At 73.2% G+C, this 22,605-nt stretch carries 23 protein-coding genes; 11 read left to right on the top strand and 12 right to left on the bottom strand.

Annotated elements, in window-relative coordinates; genetic code table 11:
- Positions 1-10 precede the first annotated feature (10 nt).
- The 3 genes from ACFWVC_RS13865 to ACFWVC_RS13875 all read right to left on the bottom strand — a co-directional run bounded on the left by ACFWVC_RS13865 (position 11) and on the right by ACFWVC_RS13875 (position 5,059).
- Complete coding sequence (locus tag ACFWVC_RS13865) at positions 11-3,835, bottom strand: S8 family serine peptidase (RefSeq protein WP_384283909.1); 3,825 nt, start codon at positions 3,833-3,835, stop codon at positions 11-13.
- Positions 3,836-3,954: 119 nt separating this feature from the next.
- Positions 3,955-4,293, bottom strand: coding sequence for a hypothetical protein (locus ACFWVC_RS13870; protein WP_384283911.1), 339 nt, complete (start codon positions 4,291-4,293; stop codon positions 3,955-3,957).
- Between the two features lie 121 nt (positions 4,294-4,414).
- Positions 4,415-5,059: a TetR/AcrR family transcriptional regulator gene (locus ACFWVC_RS13875; protein ID WP_384283913.1), complete on the bottom strand. Its 645-nt coding sequence runs from the start codon at positions 5,057-5,059 to the stop codon at positions 4,415-4,417.
- A gap of 110 nt (positions 5,060-5,169) precedes the next feature.
- On the opposite strand from ACFWVC_RS13875, the gene ACFWVC_RS13880 reads away from it, so the two are divergent.
- The 3 genes from ACFWVC_RS13880 (at position 5,170) to ACFWVC_RS13890 (ending at position 6,257) form a co-directional block, all read left to right on the top strand.
- Positions 5,170-5,724 (top strand): NADPH-dependent FMN reductase, encoded by a 555-nt coding sequence (locus tag ACFWVC_RS13880; RefSeq protein WP_384283915.1) that lies wholly within the window; start codon positions 5,170-5,172, stop codon positions 5,722-5,724.
- 177 nt (positions 5,725-5,901) lie between these two features.
- Entirely contained in the window at positions 5,902-6,051 is a 150-nt protein-coding gene (locus ACFWVC_RS13885; protein ID WP_384283917.1) for a DUF1427 family protein, read from the top strand.
- The gene (locus tag ACFWVC_RS13890) at positions 6,048-6,257 is read left to right on the top strand and encodes a DUF1427 family protein (protein WP_384283919.1); all 210 of its coding nucleotides are present in this window, start codon (positions 6,048-6,050) and stop codon (positions 6,255-6,257) included. The genes ACFWVC_RS13885 and ACFWVC_RS13890 overlap by 4 nt, the downstream gene beginning before the upstream one ends.
- Here ACFWVC_RS13890 and ACFWVC_RS13895 read toward each other — a convergent pair.
- Positions 6,241-7,419 (bottom strand): helix-turn-helix domain-containing protein, encoded by a 1,179-nt coding sequence (locus ACFWVC_RS13895; RefSeq protein ID WP_384283921.1) that lies wholly within the window; start codon positions 7,417-7,419, stop codon positions 6,241-6,243. The two genes, ACFWVC_RS13890 and ACFWVC_RS13895, sit on opposite strands and share 17 nt — an antisense overlap.
- 223 nt (positions 7,420-7,642) lie before the next feature.
- Here ACFWVC_RS13895 and ACFWVC_RS13900 point away from each other — a divergent pair, with 223 nt between their 5' ends.
- Complete coding sequence (locus ACFWVC_RS13900) at positions 7,643-9,439, top strand: FAD-binding dehydrogenase (protein ID WP_384283923.1); 1,797 nt, start codon at positions 7,643-7,645, stop codon at positions 9,437-9,439.
- 19 nt (positions 9,440-9,458) lie between these two features.
- On the opposite strand, the gene ACFWVC_RS13905 is transcribed toward ACFWVC_RS13900, so the two are convergent.
- On the bottom strand, positions 9,459-10,430 hold the full coding sequence (locus tag ACFWVC_RS13905; RefSeq protein WP_384283925.1) for a GNAT family N-acetyltransferase: 972 nt from the start codon (positions 10,428-10,430) through the stop codon (positions 9,459-9,461).
- A gap of 280 nt (positions 10,431-10,710) precedes the next feature.
- On the opposite strand from ACFWVC_RS13905, the gene ACFWVC_RS13910 reads away from it, so the two are divergent.
- Together ACFWVC_RS13910 and ACFWVC_RS13915 are read left to right on the top strand one after the other, a co-directional pair.
- Positions 10,711-12,987, top strand: coding sequence for a M4 family metallopeptidase (locus ACFWVC_RS13910; protein ID WP_384283927.1), 2,277 nt, complete (start codon positions 10,711-10,713; stop codon positions 12,985-12,987).
- A gap of 135 nt (positions 12,988-13,122) precedes the next feature.
- Positions 13,123-14,043, top strand: coding sequence for an aminoglycoside phosphotransferase family protein (locus tag ACFWVC_RS13915; protein ID WP_384283929.1), 921 nt, complete (start codon positions 13,123-13,125; stop codon positions 14,041-14,043).
- On the opposite strand, the gene ACFWVC_RS13920 is transcribed toward ACFWVC_RS13915, so the two are convergent.
- The 3 genes from ACFWVC_RS13920 to ACFWVC_RS13930 all read right to left on the bottom strand — a co-directional run bounded on the left by ACFWVC_RS13920 (position 14,044) and on the right by ACFWVC_RS13930 (position 15,758).
- Positions 14,044-14,277, bottom strand: coding sequence for a helix-turn-helix domain-containing protein (locus ACFWVC_RS13920; protein WP_384283931.1), 234 nt, complete (start codon positions 14,275-14,277; stop codon positions 14,044-14,046).
- Positions 14,277-14,768, bottom strand: coding sequence for a DUF2975 domain-containing protein (locus ACFWVC_RS13925; RefSeq protein ID WP_384283933.1), 492 nt, complete (start codon positions 14,766-14,768; stop codon positions 14,277-14,279). Before ACFWVC_RS13925 ends, ACFWVC_RS13920 begins: the two co-directional genes overlap by 1 nt.
- A 72-nt stretch (positions 14,769-14,840) precedes the next feature.
- Positions 14,841-15,758: an AraC family transcriptional regulator N-terminal domain-containing protein gene (locus tag ACFWVC_RS13930; protein WP_384284081.1), complete on the bottom strand. Its 918-nt coding sequence runs from the start codon at positions 15,756-15,758 to the stop codon at positions 14,841-14,843.
- Positions 15,759-15,918: 160 nt separating this feature from the next.
- Between ACFWVC_RS13930 and ACFWVC_RS13935 the strand changes: the two genes are divergently transcribed.
- Positions 15,919-17,007, top strand: a complete 1,089-nt coding sequence (locus ACFWVC_RS13935) for an aldo/keto reductase (protein WP_384283936.1) — start codon at positions 15,919-15,921, stop codon at positions 17,005-17,007.
- 19 nt (positions 17,008-17,026) lie between these two features.
- On the opposite strand, the gene ACFWVC_RS13940 is transcribed toward ACFWVC_RS13935, so the two are convergent.
- Positions 17,027-17,674, bottom strand: coding sequence for a LysE family translocator (locus tag ACFWVC_RS13940; RefSeq protein WP_384283940.1), 648 nt, complete (start codon positions 17,672-17,674; stop codon positions 17,027-17,029).
- A 163-nt stretch (positions 17,675-17,837) separates the two neighbouring features.
- On the opposite strand from ACFWVC_RS13940, the gene ACFWVC_RS13945 reads away from it, so the two are divergent.
- The gene (locus ACFWVC_RS13945) at positions 17,838-18,053 is read left to right on the top strand and encodes a hypothetical protein (protein WP_384283942.1); all 216 of its coding nucleotides are present in this window, start codon (positions 17,838-17,840) and stop codon (positions 18,051-18,053) included.
- Positions 18,054-18,078: 25 nt separating this feature from the next.
- On the opposite strand, the gene ACFWVC_RS13950 is transcribed toward ACFWVC_RS13945, so the two are convergent.
- Complete coding sequence (locus ACFWVC_RS13950) at positions 18,079-18,411, bottom strand: tetratricopeptide repeat protein (RefSeq protein WP_384283945.1); 333 nt, start codon at positions 18,409-18,411, stop codon at positions 18,079-18,081.
- Positions 18,412-18,592: 181 nt separating this feature from the next.
- The gene (locus ACFWVC_RS13955; RefSeq protein ID WP_384283948.1) at positions 18,593-19,306 is read right to left on the bottom strand and encodes an SDR family oxidoreductase; all 714 of its coding nucleotides are present in this window, start codon (positions 19,304-19,306) and stop codon (positions 18,593-18,595) included.
- 96 nt (positions 19,307-19,402) lie between these two features.
- Here ACFWVC_RS13955 and ACFWVC_RS13960 point away from each other — a divergent pair, with 96 nt between their 5' ends.
- The 3 genes from ACFWVC_RS13960 (at position 19,403) to ACFWVC_RS13970 (ending at position 21,751) form a co-directional block, all read left to right on the top strand.
- Positions 19,403-19,882 carry a winged helix-turn-helix transcriptional regulator gene (locus tag ACFWVC_RS13960; RefSeq protein WP_384283951.1) on the top strand — a complete coding sequence of 160 codons (480 nt, stop codon included), beginning with the start codon at positions 19,403-19,405 and terminating at the stop codon, positions 19,880-19,882.
- A gap of 130 nt (positions 19,883-20,012) precedes the next feature.
- Positions 20,013-20,972 carry a helix-turn-helix domain-containing protein gene (locus ACFWVC_RS13965; protein WP_384283955.1) on the top strand — a complete coding sequence of 320 codons (960 nt, stop codon included), beginning with the start codon at positions 20,013-20,015 and terminating at the stop codon, positions 20,970-20,972.
- Between the two features lie 47 nt (positions 20,973-21,019).
- Positions 21,020-21,751, top strand: a complete 732-nt coding sequence (locus ACFWVC_RS13970; protein WP_384283957.1) for a GNAT family N-acetyltransferase — start codon at positions 21,020-21,022, stop codon at positions 21,749-21,751.
- On the opposite strand, the gene ACFWVC_RS13975 is transcribed toward ACFWVC_RS13970, so the two are convergent.
- Entirely contained in the window at positions 21,733-22,575 is an 843-nt protein-coding gene (locus ACFWVC_RS13975; protein WP_384283959.1) for an MBL fold metallo-hydrolase, read from the bottom strand. The genes ACFWVC_RS13970 and ACFWVC_RS13975 overlap by 19 nt on opposite strands.
- Positions 22,576-22,605: the final 30 nt, after the last annotated feature.

Here is a 22,605-nt window from a genome sequence, read left to right on the forward strand (position 1 = left end):
CGACAGGTGGTCAGGCGAGCCCGGTGGCCCGCAGAACCGTCTGCGTCACGGTGTTGCCGCGCGTGTCCGACGCCCGGACCCGCAGCGACAGGAACGCGGCGCCCCGCGGGGCGTCGAGCCGGACGCGGGCGGCCCCGGAACCGGCGGACCGGAGCGAGGACTTGCGCCAGGTGCGCCCGTCGTCGTACGAGACCTCGACGGAGTCCGTGCGCAGCGACGCACGGGCCACGCCGGGCAACTGTGAAGGCGTCACGACGAGTTCGGCGTCCCGCCGCGCCGTGCCGTCCGCCCGGGTCGTGATCCCGTAGTCGAGTTGCGGCAGCGGGAGCGTCCGCGCGCCGTCCCCGTGCGGGGTGGCCGAGGAAAAGGCCCACTCGGTGCGCGTGGCCGTCGAGTACGGATAGCCCTCCGTCCGCTCGGTGGAGGTCACCAGGCGGTAGCGGGCCGAGGCGCCCGGCAGGTCGGTGCCCAGCCAGGTGCCGTCGGTGCGGGTGACCAGGGTGCCGTTCCGGTAGAGCTCGTTGACCTGGGACGTGCTGCCCGGGCCCACGATGCCCGCGTGGTCGCGGCCGCCGTCGCCCCAGCCGGGCACGGTCACCTCAAGCCGGTCGCCGGTGCGCTGCGGCAGCTGCTGGCTCTCGTTGATCCGCGGGTGCTCGACGGGACCGAACCACTGGACGTGCGTGGTGCGGCCGGCCGGGTAGCCGGCCAGCCCGGAGAACTGCATGGAACGGATGCCGTTGGAGGCCTCCTCCATCCAGGTGGCCTCGCCCGCGGGCGTGACCCAGTCGGTGCGCTCCGCCCCGGCGGTCGACAGGCGCTGCCCGCCCACCTTCACCCCGAGGTACGGCTGGATGTCGTAGCGGAACTCGTCGACCTCGGTGCCGGGTTCGTTCCGGAAGCCGACGTCGACCCGGGCGAGGTCGCGCTCGGCGGGCGCGTAGCGCCGGCTCGCCGGGATGCCGCCGTGCCAGGTGCGCACCAGGTCGTACAGGTAGCCCGTCTCGGCGTGCCCGGCGACCCGCATCGGCACGGAGCCCGTGCGGCTGTCCTGGATGCGGCCGATCAGGGTCTCGCCCTCGGTGTGCGAGATGCCGGCGATGACGAGGTCGGTACGGCGCACCGGTTCGCGCAGCCGGCCGCCCAGGTCGTTGACCACCACCAGCAGGGCGACGCCCGCCTTCTGCGCGGCGGTGTACTGGTCATCGGCCGCGGCGGTCGCCGCGGACCGTTCGTCTTCGTCATCGTCGTCATCGTCCGGCGGTTGTACGTACCGGACCACGGCGACCTTGCCCTTGGCGCCCGCGGCCGCGTACTCCGCGGCCGTGCCGTCGCCCGCGAACACGGCCGGCAGGGTGCGGGTGCCCTCGGCCGGGCGGCCGGAACCGGGCTGCAGCCACAGGTCGTCGAACTCCTGCGAACCGGCGGTGAGGGCGAGCAGCGGCTGCTGCATGCGCCAGCGGACGGTGTATGCCAGATCGCCGCCGGCCGGCTTGCCGACGGGCAGCGCCCACACGCTGTCGAAGCCGTCGCCGACGGTCACCGTGTCGGTGATGGCGGGGGTGCCGTCCTTGAAGGACTGGCTGAAGTCCATGCGGATGTCGCTGTCCGTGGACGTCCGCGGGGTGACGACCTCGGTCCTGCGCAGCTTCGTGCCGTCGAGCACGGCGTCGGTGTCCGTGCCGCGCATCTGGACGCCGGTCTTTGCCAGCAGGGCCCGGCCGAACGAGGACTCACCGTGCGTCCCGCGGACGGCGATCCAGGTCCACACCGTGTACGTGCCGGACGGCACGACCGCGTCGAGCGTGCCGTCGAGGTCGCTGTAGGCGGCCTGGGCGTACTCGTCGCCCTTGCGCTGGTACATCACGAGGTCCGAGACGGGGTCGCCGGCGCGGTCGGTGACGTGGACCCGCAGATGGTGCATCTCCTCGCGGGTGCTGACGGCGAGCAGGGTGCGGGTGACGACCTTGCCGTCCACGGTGGCCTCGACCTGGCCGGTGTAGCGGCCTCCGGCCGGAGCGCGGTCCAGCACGGTGGTCACGGTGGTGGAGGCCGTGCCGTGCGCGGGCACTGTGAGTTGACGTTCCGTCAGGGAGAACAGGCCCTCCGGGGCGTCCGGCGCGTCGACGCGCGCGCTGAGGGTGAGCGGGTTGTCCCCGGGGTTGGTCCACTCGATCGTCCGGGTCACCGTCTCGCCGGGCGCGCCGCCGAGGGAGTGGATGCCGGCGTCGGCGACTCCGGTGGCCACCAGGGTGCTCCCGGTGGCGGCGACCGCGTCGACCCGGCCGTTGCCGCCCGCGTCGGCGGGGTTGGCGGGCGTCGGCTCGGCGGTGCTGACCAGGGCGTTCTTGATCGTGGCGCCGGACCAGTCCGGGTGCCGGGCCGCGACGAGGGCGGCGACGCCCGCCACATGCGGGGTCGCCATGGAGGTGCCGCTCAGCGTGGCGTACGGGCCGGACCCGAAGGTCGCGTACTGCGAGCGGGCGGCCAGGATGTCCACCCCGGGGGCGGTGACCTCCGGCTTGAGCGCGTCGTCCCGGAAGCGGGGACCGCGGCTGGAGAAGTCGGCGACGGTGTCGGAGGCGTCCACGGCGCCGACCGTGAGGGCCGCGTCCGCCGCGCCGGGAGCGGCGACGGTGGCCTCGCCAGGGCCGGCGTTGCCAGCCGCGATGGTGAACAACGCGCCCGTCTCGGCGCTGAGTTGGTTCACGGCCTGGCTCATCGGGTCCGTGCCGTCGGACGGCCGGTCGCTGCCGAGGCTCAGGCTGACCACGCGCGCCTTGGCGTCGCGGGCGGCCCACTCCATGCCGCTGATGATCCACGAGTCCGAGCCGCTGCCGGCGTTGTCGAGAACCTTGCCCACGTGCAGCCGCACGCCGGGGGCGACGCCCTTCTCCTTGCCGCCGGACGCCGCGCCGTTGCCGGCGATGGTCGAGGCCACATGGGTGCCGTGCCCGTGGTGGTCGGTGACGTCCTGGCCGGGGACGAAGCTGCGGGAGTCGGCGACCACGCCGTCGAGGTCGGGGTGGCCGGTGTCGTAGCCGGTGTCCAGGACGGCCACGTCCACGCCCTGCCCGGTGTCGCCGCCTGCCCACACCTCGGGGGCGCCGATCTGCGCGACGCTGTCCGCGAGGTCCGCGCTGACCTTGCCGTCGAGCCAGACCTTGCGGACGTCGCCGGTCAGCGCGGGGCGGTCCGCCGCGGCCTTGGCGGCTGTGGTGGCCGTGGCCTTGGCCGCGGTCCGTGCGGGCGCCTGCCGTGTGAGGTCCGCCCAGAAGTCCGCGGCGCGGTCGTGGCTCTCGGTGAGGGCCGTGCCGCCGATGCTGGTCAGCGCCCGCGCGCCGGTGGCGCCTTCGGGAAGGGCCGGGGCCGCGAGCCTGCGGCGGGCGTCGGAGGCGTAGGTGAGGATGACGGGCAGACCGTGGGAGCGTCCGTCGTCGTAGCCGTCGGCTATCAGCCGGGTGACGTTGAACAGGTCGGTGTCGAGGAGCCCGGCGGCCACGTAGCGCTCGGCCGCGGCCGGGTAGACGTAGGTGTCGCCGCCCTGAGTGGTGATGCGGGCATCGGCGCGCCCGCCGTCCGGGCCCTCCACGGTGAGGGAGGCCGGGCCGGAGCCGCCGGGGGTGAGGGTCACGCGGTCGCCGGTGAGAAGGGTGACGGTCCGTGAAGGAGAGCCTGAGGGCGCTCCCTTGACGGTCGCGGTGCGCTTCGTGGGGGTGGGAGCGGTGGCGTGGTCACTGGCCGATGCCGGTGGGATCACCATCAGCACGGCCGCGACGCCCGCGGCGCCCGCGATGGACTGCAGGCCTGATCGGCCCCGAAAGAGCGGTCTCACATGGGTCCTTCACGCTAGATCCGTCCAATGTCCGCCGCATGCTAGCGACTTGAACGTTTCAAGAGAGAGGAAACCGCAGGTGGGGCGGCGGCGTCTTTACGACGTCTGTCGGGATCACGTCATGCGTGGAGGGCCGCCAGAAGCGCGAGGAACGGGACCGGGACCACCAGTCCCGCGAGGGCCCACGGGCGCACCGGGCGTCCCTTGGAACGGGGGACGGCCACGTCGACCAGGAGGACCAGGGCCAGGACGAAGAGCCCGGAGAGCGCGAGCAGGAACATCACGGGACCGGCGTGGTCGAGCACGTGGTAGTCGCAGGTACCGGAGAAACCGGGCGCGGAGGCGTCGGAGACGCTGCGGCAGTCCATCGGCAGGTACTCGGTCAGCAGCCACCAGGCGCAATACAGCGGCACGACGGCCGGCACCCCGAGGGCGAGATTGACCAGGATCCGCGCCACGGCCCGCACCCCGGTCCGCATTCCGGCCCGTAGCCGTGCCCGGGACCGTCCCGTCCGGGGCGTCTCCGTCGTGGGCCGGTTGTCCCCGGCCGGTGCCCGCTCGGCCTGCCGCGTCATCGGCCTACTTCCCGCCGGTCAGGCATGTCACGAGGTCGTGCCAGCCGGAGTTCAGGCGTTCCAGGGGCATCCCGCGGCCGCTGATCAGGTAGTCGTCGAGCGTGGTGTTGAGGTAGCCGAGCAGGGTGTGCGCGACGAGCTCGATGTCCCCCGGTGCCCCCGACTCCCGCAGCAGCAGGGCGATATGGGTGTGCTTGACGTGGTACGACGGGTTGAACCGGCGGCGCGGATGTGCCGCCACCGCGGTGTACAGGTCGCGGAACGTGTGCTCGTGGCGGATCACCGCCGGCCCGAAGGCGCGCAGGCGGTCGAGCGGCGGGGCGTCCGGCCCCAGCGGCGGGGGCCCCATGAGGAAGGCCGCCTGGATCTGCTGCTCGTGGTGGTCCAGGAGCGCCACCATCAGCCCCGCGCGGTCGCCGAACCGCCGGAAGACCGTGCCCTTGCCGACTCCCGCGGCGGCGGCGACGGCCTCCATGGTCACGTTGGCGGCCCCGTGCTCGGCGGAGAGCTCGGCGGCCACTTCGAGCAGGCGCCGCCGGTTGCGCGCGGCGTCGGCCCGCAGCCGGGGCTGCTCGCCGATCGCGGTCAGCGCGATGTCCGCCGTGACGGCGTCGAATGCGGCGCGGATGGCCGGGGGCGGCTCGGTCATGGCCACAGCCTAGCGGTGAGAGGTAAGTGGACCACGGTCCGTTTAGGTGCTAGAAAGGTGAACCGGACCGCGGTCCGCTTATTCGCACTCTGCTCTCCGGGAGACCCCCCATGTCTGTCCGCATCCTCGCGCTCGTCGGCAGCCTCCGCGCCGGCTCCCACAACCGCCAGCTCGCCGAGGCCGCCGTCAAGCACGCCCCGGCCGGCGTCGAGATCGAGCTGTACGAGGGGCTGGCCGAGATCCCCTTCTACAACGAGGACCTCGACGTGGAGGGTGCGGTGCCGGAGGCCGCCGCCCGCCTGCGCGCCGTCACGGCCGAGGCCGACGCCCTCCTGCTCTTCTCGCCCGAGTACAACGGCACCATCCCGGCGGTGCTGAAGAACGCGATCGACTGGCTGTCCCGCCCGCACGGCCAGGGCGCGCTGACCGGCAAGCCGGTCGCCGTCGTGGGTACCTCCTACGGCCAGTACGGCGGCGTCTGGGCGCAGGACGAGGCCCGCAAGGCGGCCCGCATCGCGGGCGCCGCGGTGCTCGAGGACGTCAAGCTCTCCATCCCCGGCTCGGTGGTCCGCTTCGCGGAGACGCACCCGGTCGACGACGCCGAGGTGGTCGCCGGCCTGACCGAGGTCATCGAGCGCCTCGGCTCCACGGCCGCCGCGGCCTGACCTCCGCCCCGGCTCCGGCCTCACGCCCCGGCATCCGGCGGCGGCGCGACGCACTCGTCGCGCCGCCGTCGCGCCGCTTCCGGGGCCCTGCCCCCGCGTCGGGACGCGGAAGCCGTCGCGCGTCCTGCTACAAAGGGACAAAACGTCCACGTCGTGCGTACGGGAGCGAGGGCCTGCGTGGGGTACGTCAGTTCACTCGGCGCGGGCCTGGTCGTGGGTGTGATGTACGGGCTCCTGCGGGTCAGGTCGCCCGCGCCGCCGTTCGTGTGCCTGGTGGGCCTGGCCGGGATGCTGATCGGCTACGGGCTGCTGGAGTCGTTCGCATGAGGACCCTGGCCAGGAACGGCGCCGTGTCCTTCGCGGCGGGACTCCTCGCGGGCGTCCTCTACTGGCTGTTGGGCGTCCGGTCGCCCGCCCCGCCGTGGATCTCCCTCGTCGGCCTGCTGGGCATCCTCGTGGGCGAGTACGCCGCCCGGACGCTGCTCGGCAGGTGGCGGAACCGCGGCACCCCTACCCCTACGGCGACGGACTGAACGGCGGTTCCGGCTCCGTGCCGGGCCGCAGCCACGTCGACAGCGCCCACCACCAGTGCAGCGCGGCCATCGGGCCGGAGGGGCCCTCGGCAGCGGGATCCGCCGGGGAGCCGCCCGTGATCCGGCGCAGCCGCGCGAGCCGGTAGCGGACGGTGTTGGGATGGGTGAACAGGGCGGCCGCGGTCTGGTCCAGCCGCCGGCCGTGGTCGAGGAACGCCAGTGCGGTGAGGGCGAGTTGCCGGTGGAAGTCGTCCGCCGGGTCGAGGGCGCCCAGCAGTCGGTCGCTCAAGTAGACGCCCAGCAACGGCTGTTCCCCCAGTGCCGTCTCGCCCGCGAGGTCGGTGAGGTCGTGCAGACCGCGGCGCCCGCCGCGCGCGCCGACCCGCAGCGCCAGCAGGCAGAGGCGGTACGCCGCGCCCGCCCCGGCCAGGGGGACGGCGGGGGAGATCACGGCGAGCGGCCCCGCGCCGTCCGCGACCGGGCCCGCCGGACGGCACGGCAGCAGACCCGCGAGCCGCTCCTCGACCAGCGCGGCGATCCCGCGCGCCGGCAGCCGAACGGCCCCGGGGTCACGGGCGTCCGCGACGAGGCAGTGGTACGCGCCGTCCGGCCGTAACCCGGCCCCGGACAGGTCCCGTGGAGCGGGCACCACGCCGTTCACGAGCACCTGCCGCAGCAGCCGGGCCCGGGCCGCGCCCTCCGCGGTCGCCGGCAGGCCGCGCTCCGCCGCGCGGTAACCGTTGATGACATGGCGCTCGACCGCGTCGCCGTACTCCTTCAATCGCAGGACCGCGGTCAGCAGCATCCCGTCGGGCACCCCGGCCGAGCGGCTGCGGTCGACGGTGATCTCCACCGCGCGGGTCAGCCCGGCCTGCACGCCGCGCAGTACGGAGGTCATGGGGACGCCCTGGGCCGCCCGGTCGGTGCCCAGTCCCAGCGCGGCGCCGAAATCCTGCTCGTCCACCCGGTCGAGGGTGCCGAGCCATCCGCCCGCGGCGCGGACCATGGCGGTGACGTGCCGGCGGGTGTCGTCCTCGCGGAGCCGGGCCACCTCGGGGGAGTGGGTCCGCGCGGCGTGCACGAGTTCCCCGCGTACGTCCGCGTCGGCGGCCATGGCGCGCAGGATCCCGGCGACGGGCTCGCGCTGATCGGTGACGGTCAAGAGCCTCGCCCCTCTTCGTCCGAGCGCTGTGCACGGGACACAACGGCGGTGCGGACGCGTTGACACCGGGCGACTACCGCGCCGGCGCGACCTCCTGGTTACCTGTGAGCTACCGAAGGTAACAGCAAGGTCACCGGGACAACAGCCTTCGTGCGTTCCGCCCCCTCCGCGTTCGGAAGGCCTGCCCATGGACAGCACGGACAGAATGCACAGCACTGACAGCATGGACAGCACAGACAGACCGGCACAGTCCCCCCTGCCCAGCCGCCGCCACGTGCTGGCGGCGGCCGGCGGAGTCCTCGCGGGCGCGGCCGCCTTCTCGCAGGCCGCCCCCGCCTTCGCCGCGGCGGCGCAGGACGCCGACGCGATCGTCATAGGCCACGGCCTTGCCGGTCTGGTCGCGACGGCCGAACTCGCCCAGGCCGGGCGCAAGGTGCTCCTGCTGGACCAGGAACCGGAGACCAACCTCGGCGGGCAGGCGTTCTGGTCGTTCGGCGGGCTCTTCCTGGTCGACTCCCCCGAGCAGCGCCTGATGGGCATCAAGGACTCCCGCGACCTGGCGTGGCAGGACTGGCAGGGCGCGGCCGGCTTCGACCGCGGCGTCGGCGACCCCACGGGCCAGGACTACTGGGGCCGCCAATGGGCCCAGGCGTACGTGGACTTCGCCGCGGGGGAGAAGCGTTCCTGGCTCTACGGGCTCGGTGTGCGGTGGTTCCCCATCGTCGGCTGGGCCGAGCGCGGCGGCGGCCTCGCGGACGGCCACGGCAACTCGGTACCCCGCTTCCATGTCACATGGGGGACAGGACCGGCCGTCGTCGAGCCCTTCGAGAAGAAGGTCCGGGCCGCCGTGGCCCGCGGCAAGGTGGTGTTCAGGTTCCGCCACCGCGTCGACGAGGTCGTACGGACCGGCGGAGTCGTCACCGGCGTGCGCGGTGCGGTGCTGGAGCCGAGCAACGCGCCCCGGGGCACGCGCAGTTCGCGCACGGTGGTAGGCGACTTCGAGTTCCGCGCGCCGGTGGTCGTCGTCACCTCCGGCGGCATCGGCGCGAACCACGACCTCGTCCGGCAGAACTGGCCGGCCCGCCTCGGCGCCCCGCCCAGGAACATGATCTCCGGGGTCCCCGAGCACGTGGACGGACGCATGCTCGCCATCACCGAGGCGGCGGGCGGGCGCATCGTCAACCCCGACCGTATGTGGCACTACACCGAGGGGCTGCGGAACTACGCCCCGATCTGGGCCAAGCACGGCATCCGCATCCTGCCCGGCCCCTCGTCCCTGTGGTTCGACGCCACCGGCAAGCGCTTCTCCGCTCCGGATCTGCCGGGTTACGACACCCTGAGCACGCTCAAGGCGATCACCGGCAGCGGCCACGACTACTCGTGGTTCGTGACGACGCAGAAGATCATCGCCAAGGAGTTCGCGCTCTCCGGCTCCGAGCAGAACCCGGACCTCACCAACAAGGACATCCCGCTCACCCTCTCCCGGCTCTGGCAGACCCCGGAGCCGATCGAGCGGTTCAAGAAGAACGGCGCCGACTTCGTCGTCGCGTCCAACCTGACCGACCTCGTGGCGGGCATGAACCGCCTGACCGGGGAGGGCCTGATCGACCTCGCCGACCTCAAGCGGCAGATCGACGCCCGGGACCGCGAGACCGACAACCCCTACAGCAAGGACGTCCAGGTCATGGGCATCCGCAACGCCCTTTCCTACACAGGGGACTTCCTCAGCCGCACCGCCCAGATGCACAAGATCCTCGACCCGGGAGCGGGCCCGCTGATCGCCGTGCGCCTCAACATCCTGACCCGCAAGACCCTCGGCGGCCTGCAGACCGATCTGTCCGGCCGGGTCCTGGACGCAGGCGGCACTCCGGTCCCCGGCCTCTACGCCGCGGGCGAGGTCTCCGGCTTCGGCGGCGGGGGAGTCCACGGCTACCGCTCCCTTGAGGGCACGTTCCTCGGCGGCTGCCTCTTCTCCGGCCGCCAGGCGGGCCGGGCGGCGGCGGCCGCCACGGCGACCTGAGCGGCGCGTCCGCCGCCGGTCAGCGGGAGGCGTCGGGGTGCGGGACCAGCCGGGGGTCGAGGACGCGGTGCAGCCGGTGGGCGACCGGGCGGAAGCCGCGGGCCGGCCAGAAGACGGAGGAGTCCGGATTGGCGGCGCGCCAGTCCGTGACGCAGACCCGGAATCCGCGGTCGGCGGCGTCGGCGAAGGCGTGCTCGGTGAGCCGGCGCCCGACTCCCCGGCCGCGGGCCTCCGGCGCGGTCGCCGCGAGGAGCAGTTCGACGCTGCCGCGGGGCTTGAGCGGTGAGGCCTCCTCGTCGGGCACCGGCCGCATCACGGAGAAGCCCCGGGCCCCGTCGGGCCCTTCGGACAGCCAGTACGTGACGTCGGGGTCCGCCAGGAGTTCCAGGTGGCCCGGGCGCAGGTCCTCGTAGAAGGACGCGTCGACGAACGCGAAGACCGGCGGCCCGGTGTGCGCGTCGGCGACGAGGCGGAACAGCGGCTCCAGCGCGTCGACGTCGGCCGGGCCCGCGGCCCGTACGTCGTCGTGCCGGGCCGCCCCGGTGGCGGGCAGTCCGGCCAGGGCGTGCACCTGCTCGTAGCCGAAGCAGAGCGACAGCCACAGCGGCAGGTCGGCGGTGGCGGACACGGCGTAGTGGTGCAGCCGGCCCTCGGCGAGCCACGGTCCGGCCAGTTCGGCGTAGAGGCGGCGCAAAGTGCGGTCGTCCCGCCCCGCGCAGTGCTCCGGACCGCTCCACACATGGCGGCCGCGCGCGTCGTCCCCGGGGATCGCCAGCAGATATCCCGTCAGCTCGCCGTCCTCCTCGGCGACCGCGCCGCGCGCTCCCCGTTCCCAGGCGCCGTGCAGCAGCCCGGCGCAGTGCGCGGGGTCGCCGAGGCGGCCGTCGAGGGCGGGTTCGGCCGCCAGTTCGCGGCGGTACCGGGCCGCGAGGAGTCCGGCCGCGGCGTCGGGGTCGGCGGCGGTGAAGGGCCTGAGGGACGGGATGGTCATGGCGGGACCCTACGTGCCGCGCAACCCGCGTGCTGATCAATTTCGGACAAAGACTTGTCGTAGCCATGACAAAGATGCCTGTGCGATGCCACGCTGTGCCCGTCACGCACAGCGTCGTGTCCTCCCCCCACCCCCGAACGCCCGTGTCCACCCGTCCGGGCCCCGTCCCCCCACACACGGACAGCGTCGTCCCCGATCTGCGAACCCCGTCCCGCACCGGCTCACCCGGCCTCCGGGACCGCACGGCCGTCACCAGCCGCCCATCGCAGAGGAGAACCCCATGTCCCTTTTACGCCCCAACTCCCGCCCCCGCTCCGGGAAGACCGCGGCAATCGCCCTGACGGCAGCCGCCGCGCTGCTCGCCACCGCCGTCCCGTCCGGCGCGGCGCTCGCCGCCGGCCACGGACACCAGGCCGCGAGGACCGCCGCCGCGCTCCGCGCCGGCGCGGCCCCGGCGAAGCTCACCCCGTCCGCCCGCGCGTCCCTGATCCGCACGGCGGCCGCCGGCACCGGTGTCACCGCCAAGGCGCTGGGCCTCGGTTCGCGGGAGCGCCTGGTCGTCAAGGACGTCGTCAAGGACGCCGACGGCACCCTGCACACGCGCTACGAGCGCACCTACGCCGGCCTGCCCGTGCTCGGCGGCGACCTCGTCGTCCACCGCGACGGCGCCCGCCTCACGCAGTCCCGCGCCACCCGCGCCGCCGTGTCGGTGCCGAGCACCCGGCCGGCGTCCACCGCCGCCGCGGCCGCGAAGAAGGCCGTCGCCGCCACGCCGTCCCTCGCGGCGAAGGCCCGTGCCGCCGGCACCCCGCGGCTCGTGGTCTGGGCCGCCACCGGGAAGCCGGCGCTGGCGTGGGAGACCGTGGTCGACGCCGTCCAGGCCGACGGCACGCCCAGCGAACTGCACGTCGTCACCGACGCCCGTACCGGCAAGGAGCTCTCCCGCCAGGAGGGCGTCAAGACCGGCACCGGCACAGGGGCGTTCGTCGGCACCGTCCCCCTCGGCACCACGGCGTCCGGCGGCACCTACCAGCTCAAGGACGGCACCCGCGGCGGCCACTACACCACCGACCTCAACAACGGCACGTCCTCCGGCACCGGAACGCTCTTCACCGACGCCGACGACGTGTGGGGCGACGGCACGGTGGCCAATCGCCAGTCCGCGGGCGTGGACGCGCACTTCGGGGCCGCCGCCACCTGGGACTACTACAAGGACACCTTCGGCCGGAACGGCATCTACAACGACGGCGACGGCCGTTACAGCCGCACCCACTACGGCAGCAACTACGTCAACGCCTACTGGAGCGACACCTGCCGCTGCATGACCTACGGCGACGGTTCGGGCAACACCCACCCGCTCACCGCGATCGACGTGGCCGGCCACGAGATGAGCCACGGCGTCACCAGCGCCACCGCCGGTCTCAACTACAGCGGTGAGTCCGGCGGTCTGAACGAGGCCACCTCCGACATCTTCGGCTCGATGGTGGAGTTCCACGCGAACCTCGCCGCCGACACCCCCGACTACCTCATCGGCGAAGAGATCGACATCAACGGCGACGGCACCCCGCTGCGCTACATGGACAAGCCCTCCAGGGACGGCGACTCCGCCGACTACTGGTCCTCCTCGCTGGGCGGCCTGGACGTCCACTACTCCTCGGGTCCGGCCAATCACTTCTTCTACCTCCTCGCCGAGGGCAGCGGTGCCAAGACGATCAACGGCGTGGCCTACGACAGCCCGACCTACGACGGTGTGCCCGTGCCCGGCATCGGCGCCTCCGACGCCGCCGCGATCTGGTACCGCGCGCTGACCACGTACATGACCTCCACGACCGACTACGCGGGGGCCCGCACCGCCACCCTGCAGGCCGCCGCCGACCTGTTCGGCGCCTACAGCCCGACATACGTCACCGTCGCGAACACCTGGGCGGCCATCAACGTCGGGCGGCGCATCGTCGACGGCATCGACCTCATCCCGCCGGGCGACCAGCTCAGCGGTGTCGGACAGGCGGTCTCCCTGCAGATCGAGGCGACGACCAGCAACGTCGGCGCCACGCTGGAGTACACGGCCGGCGGCCTGCCCGACGGGCTGAGCCTCGACCCCGCCACCGGGCTGATCACCGGCACCCCGACGGCCACCGGGACCGCCGACGTCGTCCTGACCGTCACCGACAGCACGGGCGACACCGCCTCCACCGGCTTCACCTGGACCGTCGCGTATGTCTACGGGAACGGCACCCGCGTCGACATCCCCGACGTGGGCCCCGCCGTCGAGTCCCCGATCACGGTCAGCGGCCGGGGCGGCAACGCCTCCGCCGTCACCCAGGTCTACGTGAAGATCGTCCACACCTGGCGCGGTGACCTCACCGTGGACCTGGTCGGCCCCAGCGGCACCGTCCACTCGCTGCTCAACCGCAGTGGCGGCTCCGCCGACAACGTCGACCAGACCTTCACGGTGGACGCCTCCGCGGAGACGGTCGACGGCACCTGGAAGCTGCGGGTGCGCGACCTGGCGTCGCTCGACACCGGCTACATCGAGAAGTGGACCCTCACGCCGTAGCCGCCCCCGTACGACCCCCCGCCGGGCCGGGGCCCCCCCCCCCCGCCCCCCCCCCCCCGGCCGGTCCCCCCGCCCCCACGCCCGCCTGCCGAAATCCCGTTGCGGCGCGACCCCGTCGCAGGCCACCATCCCCAGGTGCCGACAACCTCTCCAGCCGACGGCCGCGCCGGGATCGACGCCTCCCTCGTGCGGCGGCTTGTGGGCGCCCAGTTCCCCCAGTGGCGGGACCTGCCCGTGACCCCCGTCGAGAAGGACGGCTGGGACAACCGCACCTACCGCCTGGGCGACGCGATGACGGTCCGGCTGCCGACCGCCGCCGGCTACGTCCCCGCCGTGGCCAAGGAACACCAGTGGCTGCCCCGGCTCGCGCCGCGCCTGCCCGTCCCCGTCCCGCCGGTCCTGGCGATGGGCGCCCCCGGCGAGGGCTATCCCTACCCGTGGTCCGTGCGCGGCTGGCTGTCCGGGGAGACCGCCGACCGCGGCCGCATCGACGATCTCCCCCGGTTCGCCGGCTCTCTGGCCGGGTTCCTTCGCGCCCTGTGGCGCTGCGACGTATCCGGCGGGCCCGCCGCCGGTGAGCACAGCTGGTACCGGGGGGCCTCGCCCGCCCACTACGACGACGAGACCCGCCGCTGCATCGCCGTCCTCGACGGCCGCGTGGACACCGCCCGGGCCACCGCCGTCTGGGACGCGGCCCTCGCCGCCGAGTGGCGGGGCGAACCCGTCTGGTTCCACGGGGACATCGCGTCCGGGAACCTCCTCGTGGCCGACGGCGACCTCGCGGCCGTCATCGACTTCGGCACCTCCGGCGTCGGTGACCCGGCGTGCGACCTGGTCATCACCTGGAACTTCTTCTCCGGCGCCGCCCGAGAGACGTTCCGCGATGCCGTCGCCGTGGACGACGCCACCTGGGCCCGGGCCCGCGGCTGGGCCCTGTGGAAGGCGCTGCTGGTCCTCACCGGCGTCATCGACAGCGACCCTGCGCGGGCCGCCGTCAACGAGCGCGTGATCCGCGAGGTACTCGACGACCACGACCGCCACGACCGCCACGCCTAGCTAGGGACGGTCGCCGACCTCCTCCGCGTCCAGGGCCTCCCAGCGCAGCAGGTCACCGGGCTGGCACTCCAGGACTTCGCAGAGGGCGGCGAGCGTCGCGAAGCGCACCGCCTTGGCGCGGCCGTTCTTGAGCACCGCCAGGTTGGCGGGCGTGATCCCCACGCGGTCCGCGAGCTCGCCCACGGACATCTTCCGCCGGGCCAGCATCACGTCGATGTCGACGGTGATCGGCATCAGATCACCTCGTCCAGCTCGGCCTGCATCCGCGCCGCCTGGACGTCGCGCGCGACGGCCTGGGCGAGCAGCATCCGCAGTACGAGCACCAAGAGCGCGACCCCCAGGATGGCCACGCCCACCCCGCCCATGATCAGGGTGACGCCCGGGTCGTCCCGCTGGCCCGGCGCATTGATGAGCGTGACCGCGAACCACACCAGGGCGGCCGCCACGATCGCGCCGATCACGACGTCCACGTACCGGAAGGCGGCGTGGGTGAACACGGTTCCGCGTCGCACCATCGTCACCAGCCGCCACACGCAGACCAGGGCCACCTGGGCCGACAGCATGCCCAGGATCGTGATCAGGCGCAGCGGAGTCAGCGGGAGCGAACCGTCCTCCGGGTCGTTCCCGCTGACCAACGCCCACACCATCCCCGCCTGCACGAACACGGTGCCGGCGAGCACCACCACGAGCACGGCGCGCAGCGCGAGCACTGTAATCTTTCCCATCACCCCTCCATCCATCGAACAACGATGGAAAGCTATCGAGAAACGATAGGCATGGCAAGCGAGGGTCAGCGTTCAGGGCAGATGCCGGACGCCGCCCGTCGTGGTGTCCGCCCGCAGCCGGGCGGCGTCCTGTCCGGGCGGGGCGCCGAACAGGCGGCGGTACTCGCGGTTGAACTGCGTGGGGCTGCCGTACCCGACCAGATGACCGACGCCGGCGACGTCGCCCGGCCGGACGACCAGCAGGGAGCGGGCCTCCTGGAGGCGGATGCGTTTCTGGAACTGCAACGGGCTCATGGTGGTGACCTCGCGGAAGTGCCGGTGGAACGCCGACGGGCTCATCCCGGCCAGCCGGGCGAGGTCCTCGATCCGCAGCGGATCCGCGTAGTTGTCGCGGATCCAGCGGATCGCCCGGCTGACGTGGTGCAGACCGCTGCCGGCCAGGCCGATCTGCCGGACCATGCCCCCGTACGGGCCGGTGAGCAGCCGCCAGAGGATCTCCCGTTCGATCAGCGGCGCGAGCACGGGCACGTCGGCCGGGTGGTCGAGCAGCCGCAGCAAGCGGGCGACGGCGTCGAGCAGTTCGGCCCCGGCCTCGCCGGTCGCGATCGCGGGCGGGCCCGCCGTGGCGCGCGAGCGCGGGCCGGCGGGGGCCTCCAGGAGCAGCGGGGCGATGGCGGCCGGGCGCAGCACGAGTCCCATCCCCAGCGACGGCGAGCGCGGGCCCGCGTCGATGAAGTGGCCGGTGACGGGCAGGTCGGCGCTGACCACCAGGCACTGCCCCGCCCGGTACTCATAGGTCTGGTCGCCGAGCAGGAGACGCTTGCCGCCCTGCGCCATCACGACCAGCAGCGGCTCGGTCAGCGAGTAGTCCGGCTCCGCCGTCTCCACCCGGGAGAGCAGCAGTCCGTCGACGGGGGTCAGCAGGTCGGGGCGGGCGTGGGCGGCGATCCGGTCGCGGATCTCCGCCAGTAGATCGGGAACGGTGAGCACGTCCTCAGGGAACCACCCCCGGCGCCGGCCGCACAGCCCGATCCGCGTGAAGTCGACAGGATCGGGCAAGAGCCCGCGTCTTTCGGCCTACCGGCACGGACCCGCCCCGCGCTTCGATGGTCAGGACCGGTTCGAAGACCGTCTCGACACCCACGGGAGCATGTCCATGTCGCTCGACCACTACGTCACCCTCGGCCGCTCGGGGCTGCGCGTCAGCCCGTTCGCCCTCGGCGCGATGACCTTCGGGGAGGACCCCGGCGGCGCCGGGTGCAGCGTCGAGGAGTCCGAGAAGATCCTCGCGACCTACCTCGACCTGGGCGGGAACTTCATCGACACCGCGAACTTCTACACCAACGGCCACTCCGAGAGCATCCTCGGCGACTTCTTCGCCGCCCGCCCCGGACGGCGCGAACACGTGGTGCTCGCGTCGAAGTTCTTCACCAACCTCCACCCCGGCGACCCCAACGGCGGCGGCGCCGGCCGCAGGTCGGTCGTCGCCCAACTCGACGAGACCCTGCGCCGGCTGCGGACCGACTGGATCGACCTGTACTGGTTGCACAATTGGGACCGGAACACGCCGATCGAGGAGACGATGCGCACCCTCGACGACCTGGTCCGGGCCGGCAAGATCCGCTACATCGGCTTCTCCAACACGCCCGCCTGGCTCACCGCCCAGGCCCAGACGACCGCGCTGCTCAGGGGCTGGACCCCGCTGATCGCGCTGCAGGTCGAGTACTCGCTGCTGGCCCGCACCGTGGAGGGCGAAATCGCGCCGCTCGCGCTCGACCAGGGCATGGCGCTGGTGCCGTGGAGCCCGCTGAAGAACGGCTTCCTGTCGGGCAAGTACCGGCGCGGCACGCGCACCGCAGACTCGGCCCGCACCTCCTTCGTCGGCGAGCCCACCGACGGGGAGTTCGTGGTGATCGACGCGGTCACCGAGATCGCCGACGACCTCGGGACCACCGCGGCCGCCGTCTCGCTCGCCTGGCTGCGCGCCCGCGAGGGCACCGTCGTGCCCATCGTCGGCGCCCGGCGCCTGGAGCACCTGGAGAGCAATCTCGCCGGGCTGGAGGTCTCCCTCACCGCGGAGCACCTGCGGCGGCTGGACGAGGTGTCGGCTCCGGTCCTGGGCTACCCGGCGCCACTGCACGGCGCGCTGCGGGCGATGCTGCAGTTCGGCGGCACCACCGTCGACGGCGAGTCCTCCACGGTGTACCCGCCCCTCCTGCAGAGCGACGTCCGCTACTGAGGCTGTCCCCGGCGTTTCGTCAGTCCGTGCGGCCCGTGGCCGCGACCGTGACGCCGAGGCCGATCATGGCGAGGCCGCCCGCGCCGCCGAGCAGGGACAGACGGCGGTCGGAGCGGCCGAGCCAGGCGCGGGCGGCGGAGGCCGTGAGGCCCCAGCAGGTGTCGGTGATCAGGCCGATGCCGATGGGGACGAGTCCGAGCAGGAGCATCTGGCCGGGCAGGTGGCCGGCCGTGGGATCGACGAACTGGGGGAGGACGGCGGCGAAGAAGACGATGCCCTTGGGGTTGGTGACGCCGACCGTGAAGCCGTCGGCCACCGTGCGCAGGTCCCCGCGCGCCGGGGGCCCGGCAGCGGTGTCCGCCGCGCCGACCGTCATCTCCCCGCGGTGCCGGAAGGCGCGCACTCCGAGGTGCACCAGATAGGCGGCGCCCGCCAGTTTGACGGCGAGGAAGAGCGGCAGGGAGCGTTCGAACAGCGAGCCGAGGCCGAGCGCGACGGCCACCACGAGCAGATACGACCCGAGGAAGTTCCCGAGGACCGAGGCCATCGCGGTGCGGCGGCCGTGTGCGAGCGCCCTGCCGATGACGAAGAGCACGCTGGGCCCTGGGATCACAATGACGATCAGGGACATGGCCGCGAACGCGAGCAGCCGGTCGGTGGACACCACGGTCCTCACCTCCGCGGCCATTGAAGCAGCAGCGGTGCCCCTCGGGTCAGTGGTCGGCGCCTCACGAACGCCTTCCCGTACGGCCTCAGCCGCCCGGCGGACGCCGCAGTACTCTGGTGGCTCGGGCCTTCAGGCCCCGGACTTCGTGATCAGGGAGGGAACGATGAACGCCGGCCCCCACTCCCAGGTCCCGCGGCCCTCGCGCGACGACGACGCCGAGGCCGCCGTGGACGCCGCACTCCGCACCGCCCGCTTCGGCAGGCTGCCCGAGCGTGTCCCGTTGGAGAAGACCGTCGAGAGCCGGCCCGCCGCCGCCCCGAACGATCCCGGTTTCGGCCGGAACCCGGACACGGACTGGCTCATCCGCTACTGCGCGTGACCGGCTGATCGCCGGATCGCCGTGCTCAGACGACGATGAGGTCCCAGGCCGTCATCGCGTCCGCCAGCCGCAGGTGGGGCCCCGCCTCCGCGGTGCGGCCCAGGCGCTCCAGGGAGCGGCCCAGCAGCAGGTGGGCGTGGGGGTCGTTCGGCTCGGTACGCAGAATGTGCTTGAGTTCCTTCTCCGCCTTCGTGAACTGGGCGGAGTAGTAGTACGAGCGCGCCAAGAGCATGCGAACCGCCAGGTTGCGGGGCGCCACGTCCACGATGCCGCTGAGGACTCGCGCGGCCGCCCTGTAGTGCTGGCCGTTGAAGTACAGCGTCGCTCGTTTGAACGTCTCCGCAGTCGAGCTGTTCATGCGGGGCACCTTTCCGTTTCCTCGTTCTCGCTGTCTCGACAGCGCCCCTCCGGGTGGTGGGTCGTCCGGTCCCACGACCGGTAGCGGTGCCAACCGTCCGGAGTGTCCGTTTGTTCCGCCCGCGGATCCGATCCGCGGGCGGAAGGCGGTGGCGGGGCCCGGCGTCCGGGCGCCCGTACGGTCAGTGACCCGCGGGAAGCCCCGGGTACAGGTTGGCGAGGTCGCCGGAGAGCGCGGCGCGCGCGGCCCGGCTCTTGTCGTCGGCGATCACTTCCAGGGCGCGGGCCTGGATGCCGTCCAGGGCGAGCCCGGCCACCTTGACGGGGTCGACCTTGTCGGACTCGGGCACGTAGTCCGCCATGTCGGTGTCCATGTAGCCCACGTGCAGGGCGGTGACGTCGATGCCGGACGGCGCCAGCTCCTGCCGCGTCACATTGGTCATCGCCCACTCGGCGGCCTTGGCGGCGCTGTAACCGCCGTAGTTCGGGTAGTGCACCCAGCTGAGCACGGACAGCACGTTGAGCACGGCTCCGCCGCCGTTGCCGGTGATCACCGGGGCGAAGGCCCGGGTCATGTCGAGCGAGCCGAAGAAGTGGGTCTCCATCTCCAGGCGGATGTCGGCCATGTCACCGGCTATGAGCCCGGCGTGCAGGCTCACGCCCGCGTTGTTGATGAGCAGCGTCGCGTCCGGGGCTGCCTCGGCCGCCCGGGCCACGGAGGCGGGGTCCGTGATGTCCAGTTCGAGCGGCACGACCCCGGGCAGATCGACCGAGGACGGGTTGCGCGCCCCCGCGTAGACCTTCGCGGCGCCGCGCTCGAGCAGCTGGGCGGCGAAGTGCCGGCCCAGGCCGCGGTTCGCGCCGCTCACGACGGCCACTGCGTTCCTGATGTCCATGATCTCTGATTTCTCGTTTCGGCAGGGAGGCTGGGTAGGTATTCACAACCTAGACCACCTGGATATGAATACGCAACTCAGGGGTAGGATGGGCACATGACTACCGGCAAGGCCACGCAGAAGGACCGCGACAGCGAAGAGGTGTGCTCGATCGCCCGCGCTCTGGAGGTCGTGGGGGACCGGTGGACGCTGCTGATACTCCGCGACGCGGCGCTGATGGGCGCGACCCGCTTCGCGGACTTCCGCGACCGCCTCGGCATAGCCGCCGACGTCCTCGCGCTGCGGCTGGGCACGCTGGTCGAGGAGGGCGTCATGGAGAAGCGGCCCTACCGCGAGCCCGGCGCCCGCACGCGCTTCGGCTACCACCTGACGCCGAGCGGCGAGCAGCTGCTCCTGGTCCTGGCCGCACTCCAGCAGTGGGGCGACGACAACCGTCCGCCCTCCATCGGGCCCACCGTCCTGCGGCGCTCCGGGGACGAGGGCCGTTCGGTGCGCGTGGCGTTCGTCGACGACGCCGACGCCGTCGTCCCGGCGGACGGCGTGCGGTTCCTGGCGGCGCCCGTCCCGCGGGACTGAGGGCGGGTGAACCGCCCGTGCCCATGGCCGCGCACCCGGCCGGTCCGCTCTTGTGATGTCCGGATCCGCCGTCGTCCGCGCACCAGTTGATGTTGCACAATGAGCTTCTCGCGGCCCGGAGGGGGACGTTGTGCTGCTGGTGGACCTCGACACCGTGCCGCCGGGCGAGCGGGTGGCGGCGTTCCACCACGCGATGACCGACGAGTCCGTGCCCAACGACATCGTCCACGAGGAGTCCGGGGCCGGCATCCACGCGCGGATGGAGCTGTGGCGGGTGGGCGGGCTGGAACTGTTCGCCACGCGCAACTCGGGCTTCGAACTCCGGCGCACCGCCGGGCATGTGCGCCGCCGGCGCAACCGTCCGATCGTCGCGGTCTCCTTGCAGACGGGAGGAGTCGGCCGCGCCGAAGTGGGCGGAGAGCAGCGGCTGCTCGGCCCGGACGAGGTGTTCGTCTTCCACGAGTTGACGCCCCGCCGCTACGGCTGGTCGGGTGACGGGGCCGGCCGGGCCGTGACGATCGAGACCGAACGGCTCGGCCTGCCCGTCGAGGTGGTGGCGAAGGCGGGCCTGCACCTGCGTGCCAGCCCGTTGCACGATCTGGTCCTGGGACATCTGCGGGGACTGTGGCGGGACCCGGCCGTGCTCGAGGCCGACCCCGGTGCGCCGGCCCTGGCGAGCGCGACCACCGACCTCGTCCGCGCGCTGCTGATCTCGGCGGCGTACGACGAACGCGAGCCCGCGACCAGGGCGGTGATGGACGACACCCTGCTCGCCCGCGTCATGGCCCACGTTCGCCGCCACCTCACGGAGCCCTGCCTGACGCCCGAGCGGATCGCCGCCGACCACGCGATCTCCGAGCGCCATCTCTACGCGCTGCTCCGCCGCGCCGGCATCAGCCTCGAACAGTGGATCATCACCGAACGGCTCGAAGAGGCCCGGCGGTTGCTGGCCTCCGTCCGGCACGACCACCTCACGATAGCGGCGGTGGCGGCGCGTTGCGGGTTCGGCAACGCGAGCCACTTCGCCCGCCGGTTCCACGCCGCCTACGGCATGACACCGCGCGAGTGGCGCCGGAACGGGCGCGCGTGACACCACCGGCCGCCGGGCGCACCCCGGGATCTGAGACGATCGGGGCATTGCAGGAACGGGCGGCCCGCGCCCAGCCGGCCTTGTACCACCTGGACGCCGACGGCTGGTGGCTGCGCCACGCACCCCGCTGCTCCTGGTGGGTGGGCGCGACGCTGCCCCATGGTGCTGTTGGTGCAGGCGAGTTGGCCGGCAGGGTCGGCGAGGTGGAGGACTTCTACGCCGCCCACGGCACGCCCGCGCGGTTCCAGATCACCCCGGGCGTGTGCCCGGAAGGGCTCGACTCCCTGCTCGCGGGGCGCGGCTACCGCCGTGAGGGCCCGGTGTCGTTGCGGACGGCCGTGACCGCGCGTGTCGCGGAAGTGCCGTCCCCCGGTGCCTTGCGGGTACGCGTGGCGGAGCACCCGACGCGCGCGTGGTTCGACGGGTGGCTCGCGGTGCAGGGACACGGCGCCGACCCGGGCTGCGAGTGGGACCTGCTCGGCCGGGTTGAGTCGCCATCCGCGTACGCCTGCGCGCTGATCGGGGACGAGGTCGTCGCCGTCGGCCGTGCGGTCGCCGACACGGGCTGGGCGGGGGTGTTCGGCATGGGCACACTGCCCGCGGCCCGCGGCAGGGGCGCCGCCCGCAGTGTGCCGGCGGCGCTGGCCGGCTGGGCCGGCGCCACGGCCGCCGGCCGGATGTATCTCCAGGTGGAACGGGGCAACTCGGCGGCGATGCGGCTGTACGTGGCGGCCGGGTTCGGCGAAGTGTCCGCCTATCACTACCGCGTGGCGGACTGATCCGCTCCGGACGGCCCCGGCATGCCGAGGTCGATCCACTGCCCGTTCTCCGCGGTGCGCAGCCGCGCGGCGAGCCCCGCGTCGTCGAAGGCCCGGTCGACGTCGGCGCGGCCCTCGGTGAAGTGGGCCCAGCTGTCGCAGTGCGCGGGGACCACGAGCGGCGAGCCCAGGACGGAGGCGGCGGCGCTCGCCCGCTCGGCGGTCAGCGTCAGCGGGCGGTTGCGGCTCCGTACCGGCACCCGCGCGCCGCCCATGAACAGTACGGCGATGTCGACCGGCGGCATGCGCCGGGCGATCTCGGCGAGGACCCCGACAGAGGCGTTGTCGCCGCTGATGTACACCGTGGGCAGTCCCGTGCCGCTCAGGACGAACCCGGTGACCTCGCAGTTCACATGGCCCTGCTCGTCCCGTTCGCCGTCGTCGGGACCGTGCTGCGCGGGCACGGCGTGGACGGTGACGGTGTCTCCGCCGGGCCTGGGCAACTCGACGCTCTCCCATGCCGCGAGTCCGCGGGCGGGCGGCCCGAGCCGGCGCGCGGACGCCGGCCCGGTGAGCACCAGCGAGGACGCCAGGGCGAAGGCCCGTCCGCGCACGTCGAGGTTGTCGGGGTGCAGGTCGTGGCTGACCAGGACGGCGTCCACGGGGCCGAGTTCGTCCTCGTGGGCGGCCGGTGCGGCGGTCTTGGTGAGATACCCGTGCTCCCCGGCCTCGTCGAAGGTGGGGTCGGTCACCAGCCGCAGCCCCCCGATGTCGAGGACGGCGGTGGGGCCGCCGATGACGCAGACCGCGCAGCCCCGGCGCTCGGGACTGATGCGAGGGGCCACGGCGGCACCCGCCTCTCGTTCGGTGGAACT

This window comes from Streptomyces sp. NPDC058691 (assembly GCF_042714775.1).
Classification (GTDB): Bacteria; Actinomycetota; Actinomycetes; order Streptomycetales; family Streptomycetaceae; genus Actinacidiphila.

Coding starts and splice junctions, on each gene's coding strand:
- ACFWVC_RS13905 (WP_384283925.1), bottom strand. CDS start 10,430: ATGACCATCCCGTCCCTCAGGCCCTTCACCGCCGCCGACCCCGACGCC.
- ACFWVC_RS13910 (WP_384283927.1), top strand. CDS start 10,711: ATGTCCCTTTTACGCCCCAACTCCCGCCCCCGCTCCGGGAAGACCGCG.
- ACFWVC_RS13935 (WP_384283936.1), top strand. CDS start 15,919: ATGTCCATGTCGCTCGACCACTACGTCACCCTCGGCCGCTCGGGGCTG.
- ACFWVC_RS13875 (WP_384283913.1), bottom strand. CDS start 5,059: ATGACCGAGCCGCCCCCGGCCATCCGCGCCGCATTCGACGCCGTCACG.
- ACFWVC_RS13890 (WP_384283919.1), top strand. CDS start 6,048: ATGAGGACCCTGGCCAGGAACGGCGCCGTGTCCTTCGCGGCGGGACTC.
- ACFWVC_RS13920 (WP_384283931.1), bottom strand. CDS start 14,277: ATGCCGATCACCGTCGACATCGACGTGATGCTGGCCCGGCGGAAGATG.
- ACFWVC_RS13950 (WP_384283945.1), bottom strand. CDS start 18,411: ATGAACAGCTCGACTGCGGAGACGTTCAAACGAGCGACGCTGTACTTC.
- ACFWVC_RS13925 (WP_384283933.1), bottom strand. CDS start 14,768: ATGGGAAAGATTACAGTGCTCGCGCTGCGCGCCGTGCTCGTGGTGGTG.
- ACFWVC_RS13880 (WP_384283915.1), top strand. CDS start 5,170: ATGTCTGTCCGCATCCTCGCGCTCGTCGGCAGCCTCCGCGCCGGCTCC.
- ACFWVC_RS13945 (WP_384283942.1), top strand. CDS start 17,838: ATGAACGCCGGCCCCCACTCCCAGGTCCCGCGGCCCTCGCGCGACGAC.
- ACFWVC_RS13900 (WP_384283923.1), top strand. CDS start 7,643: ATGGACAGCACAGACAGACCGGCACAGTCCCCCCTGCCCAGCCGCCGC.
- ACFWVC_RS13955 (WP_384283948.1), bottom strand. CDS start 19,306: ATGGACATCAGGAACGCAGTGGCCGTCGTGAGCGGCGCGAACCGCGGC.
- ACFWVC_RS13960 (WP_384283951.1), top strand. CDS start 19,403: ATGACTACCGGCAAGGCCACGCAGAAGGACCGCGACAGCGAAGAGGTG.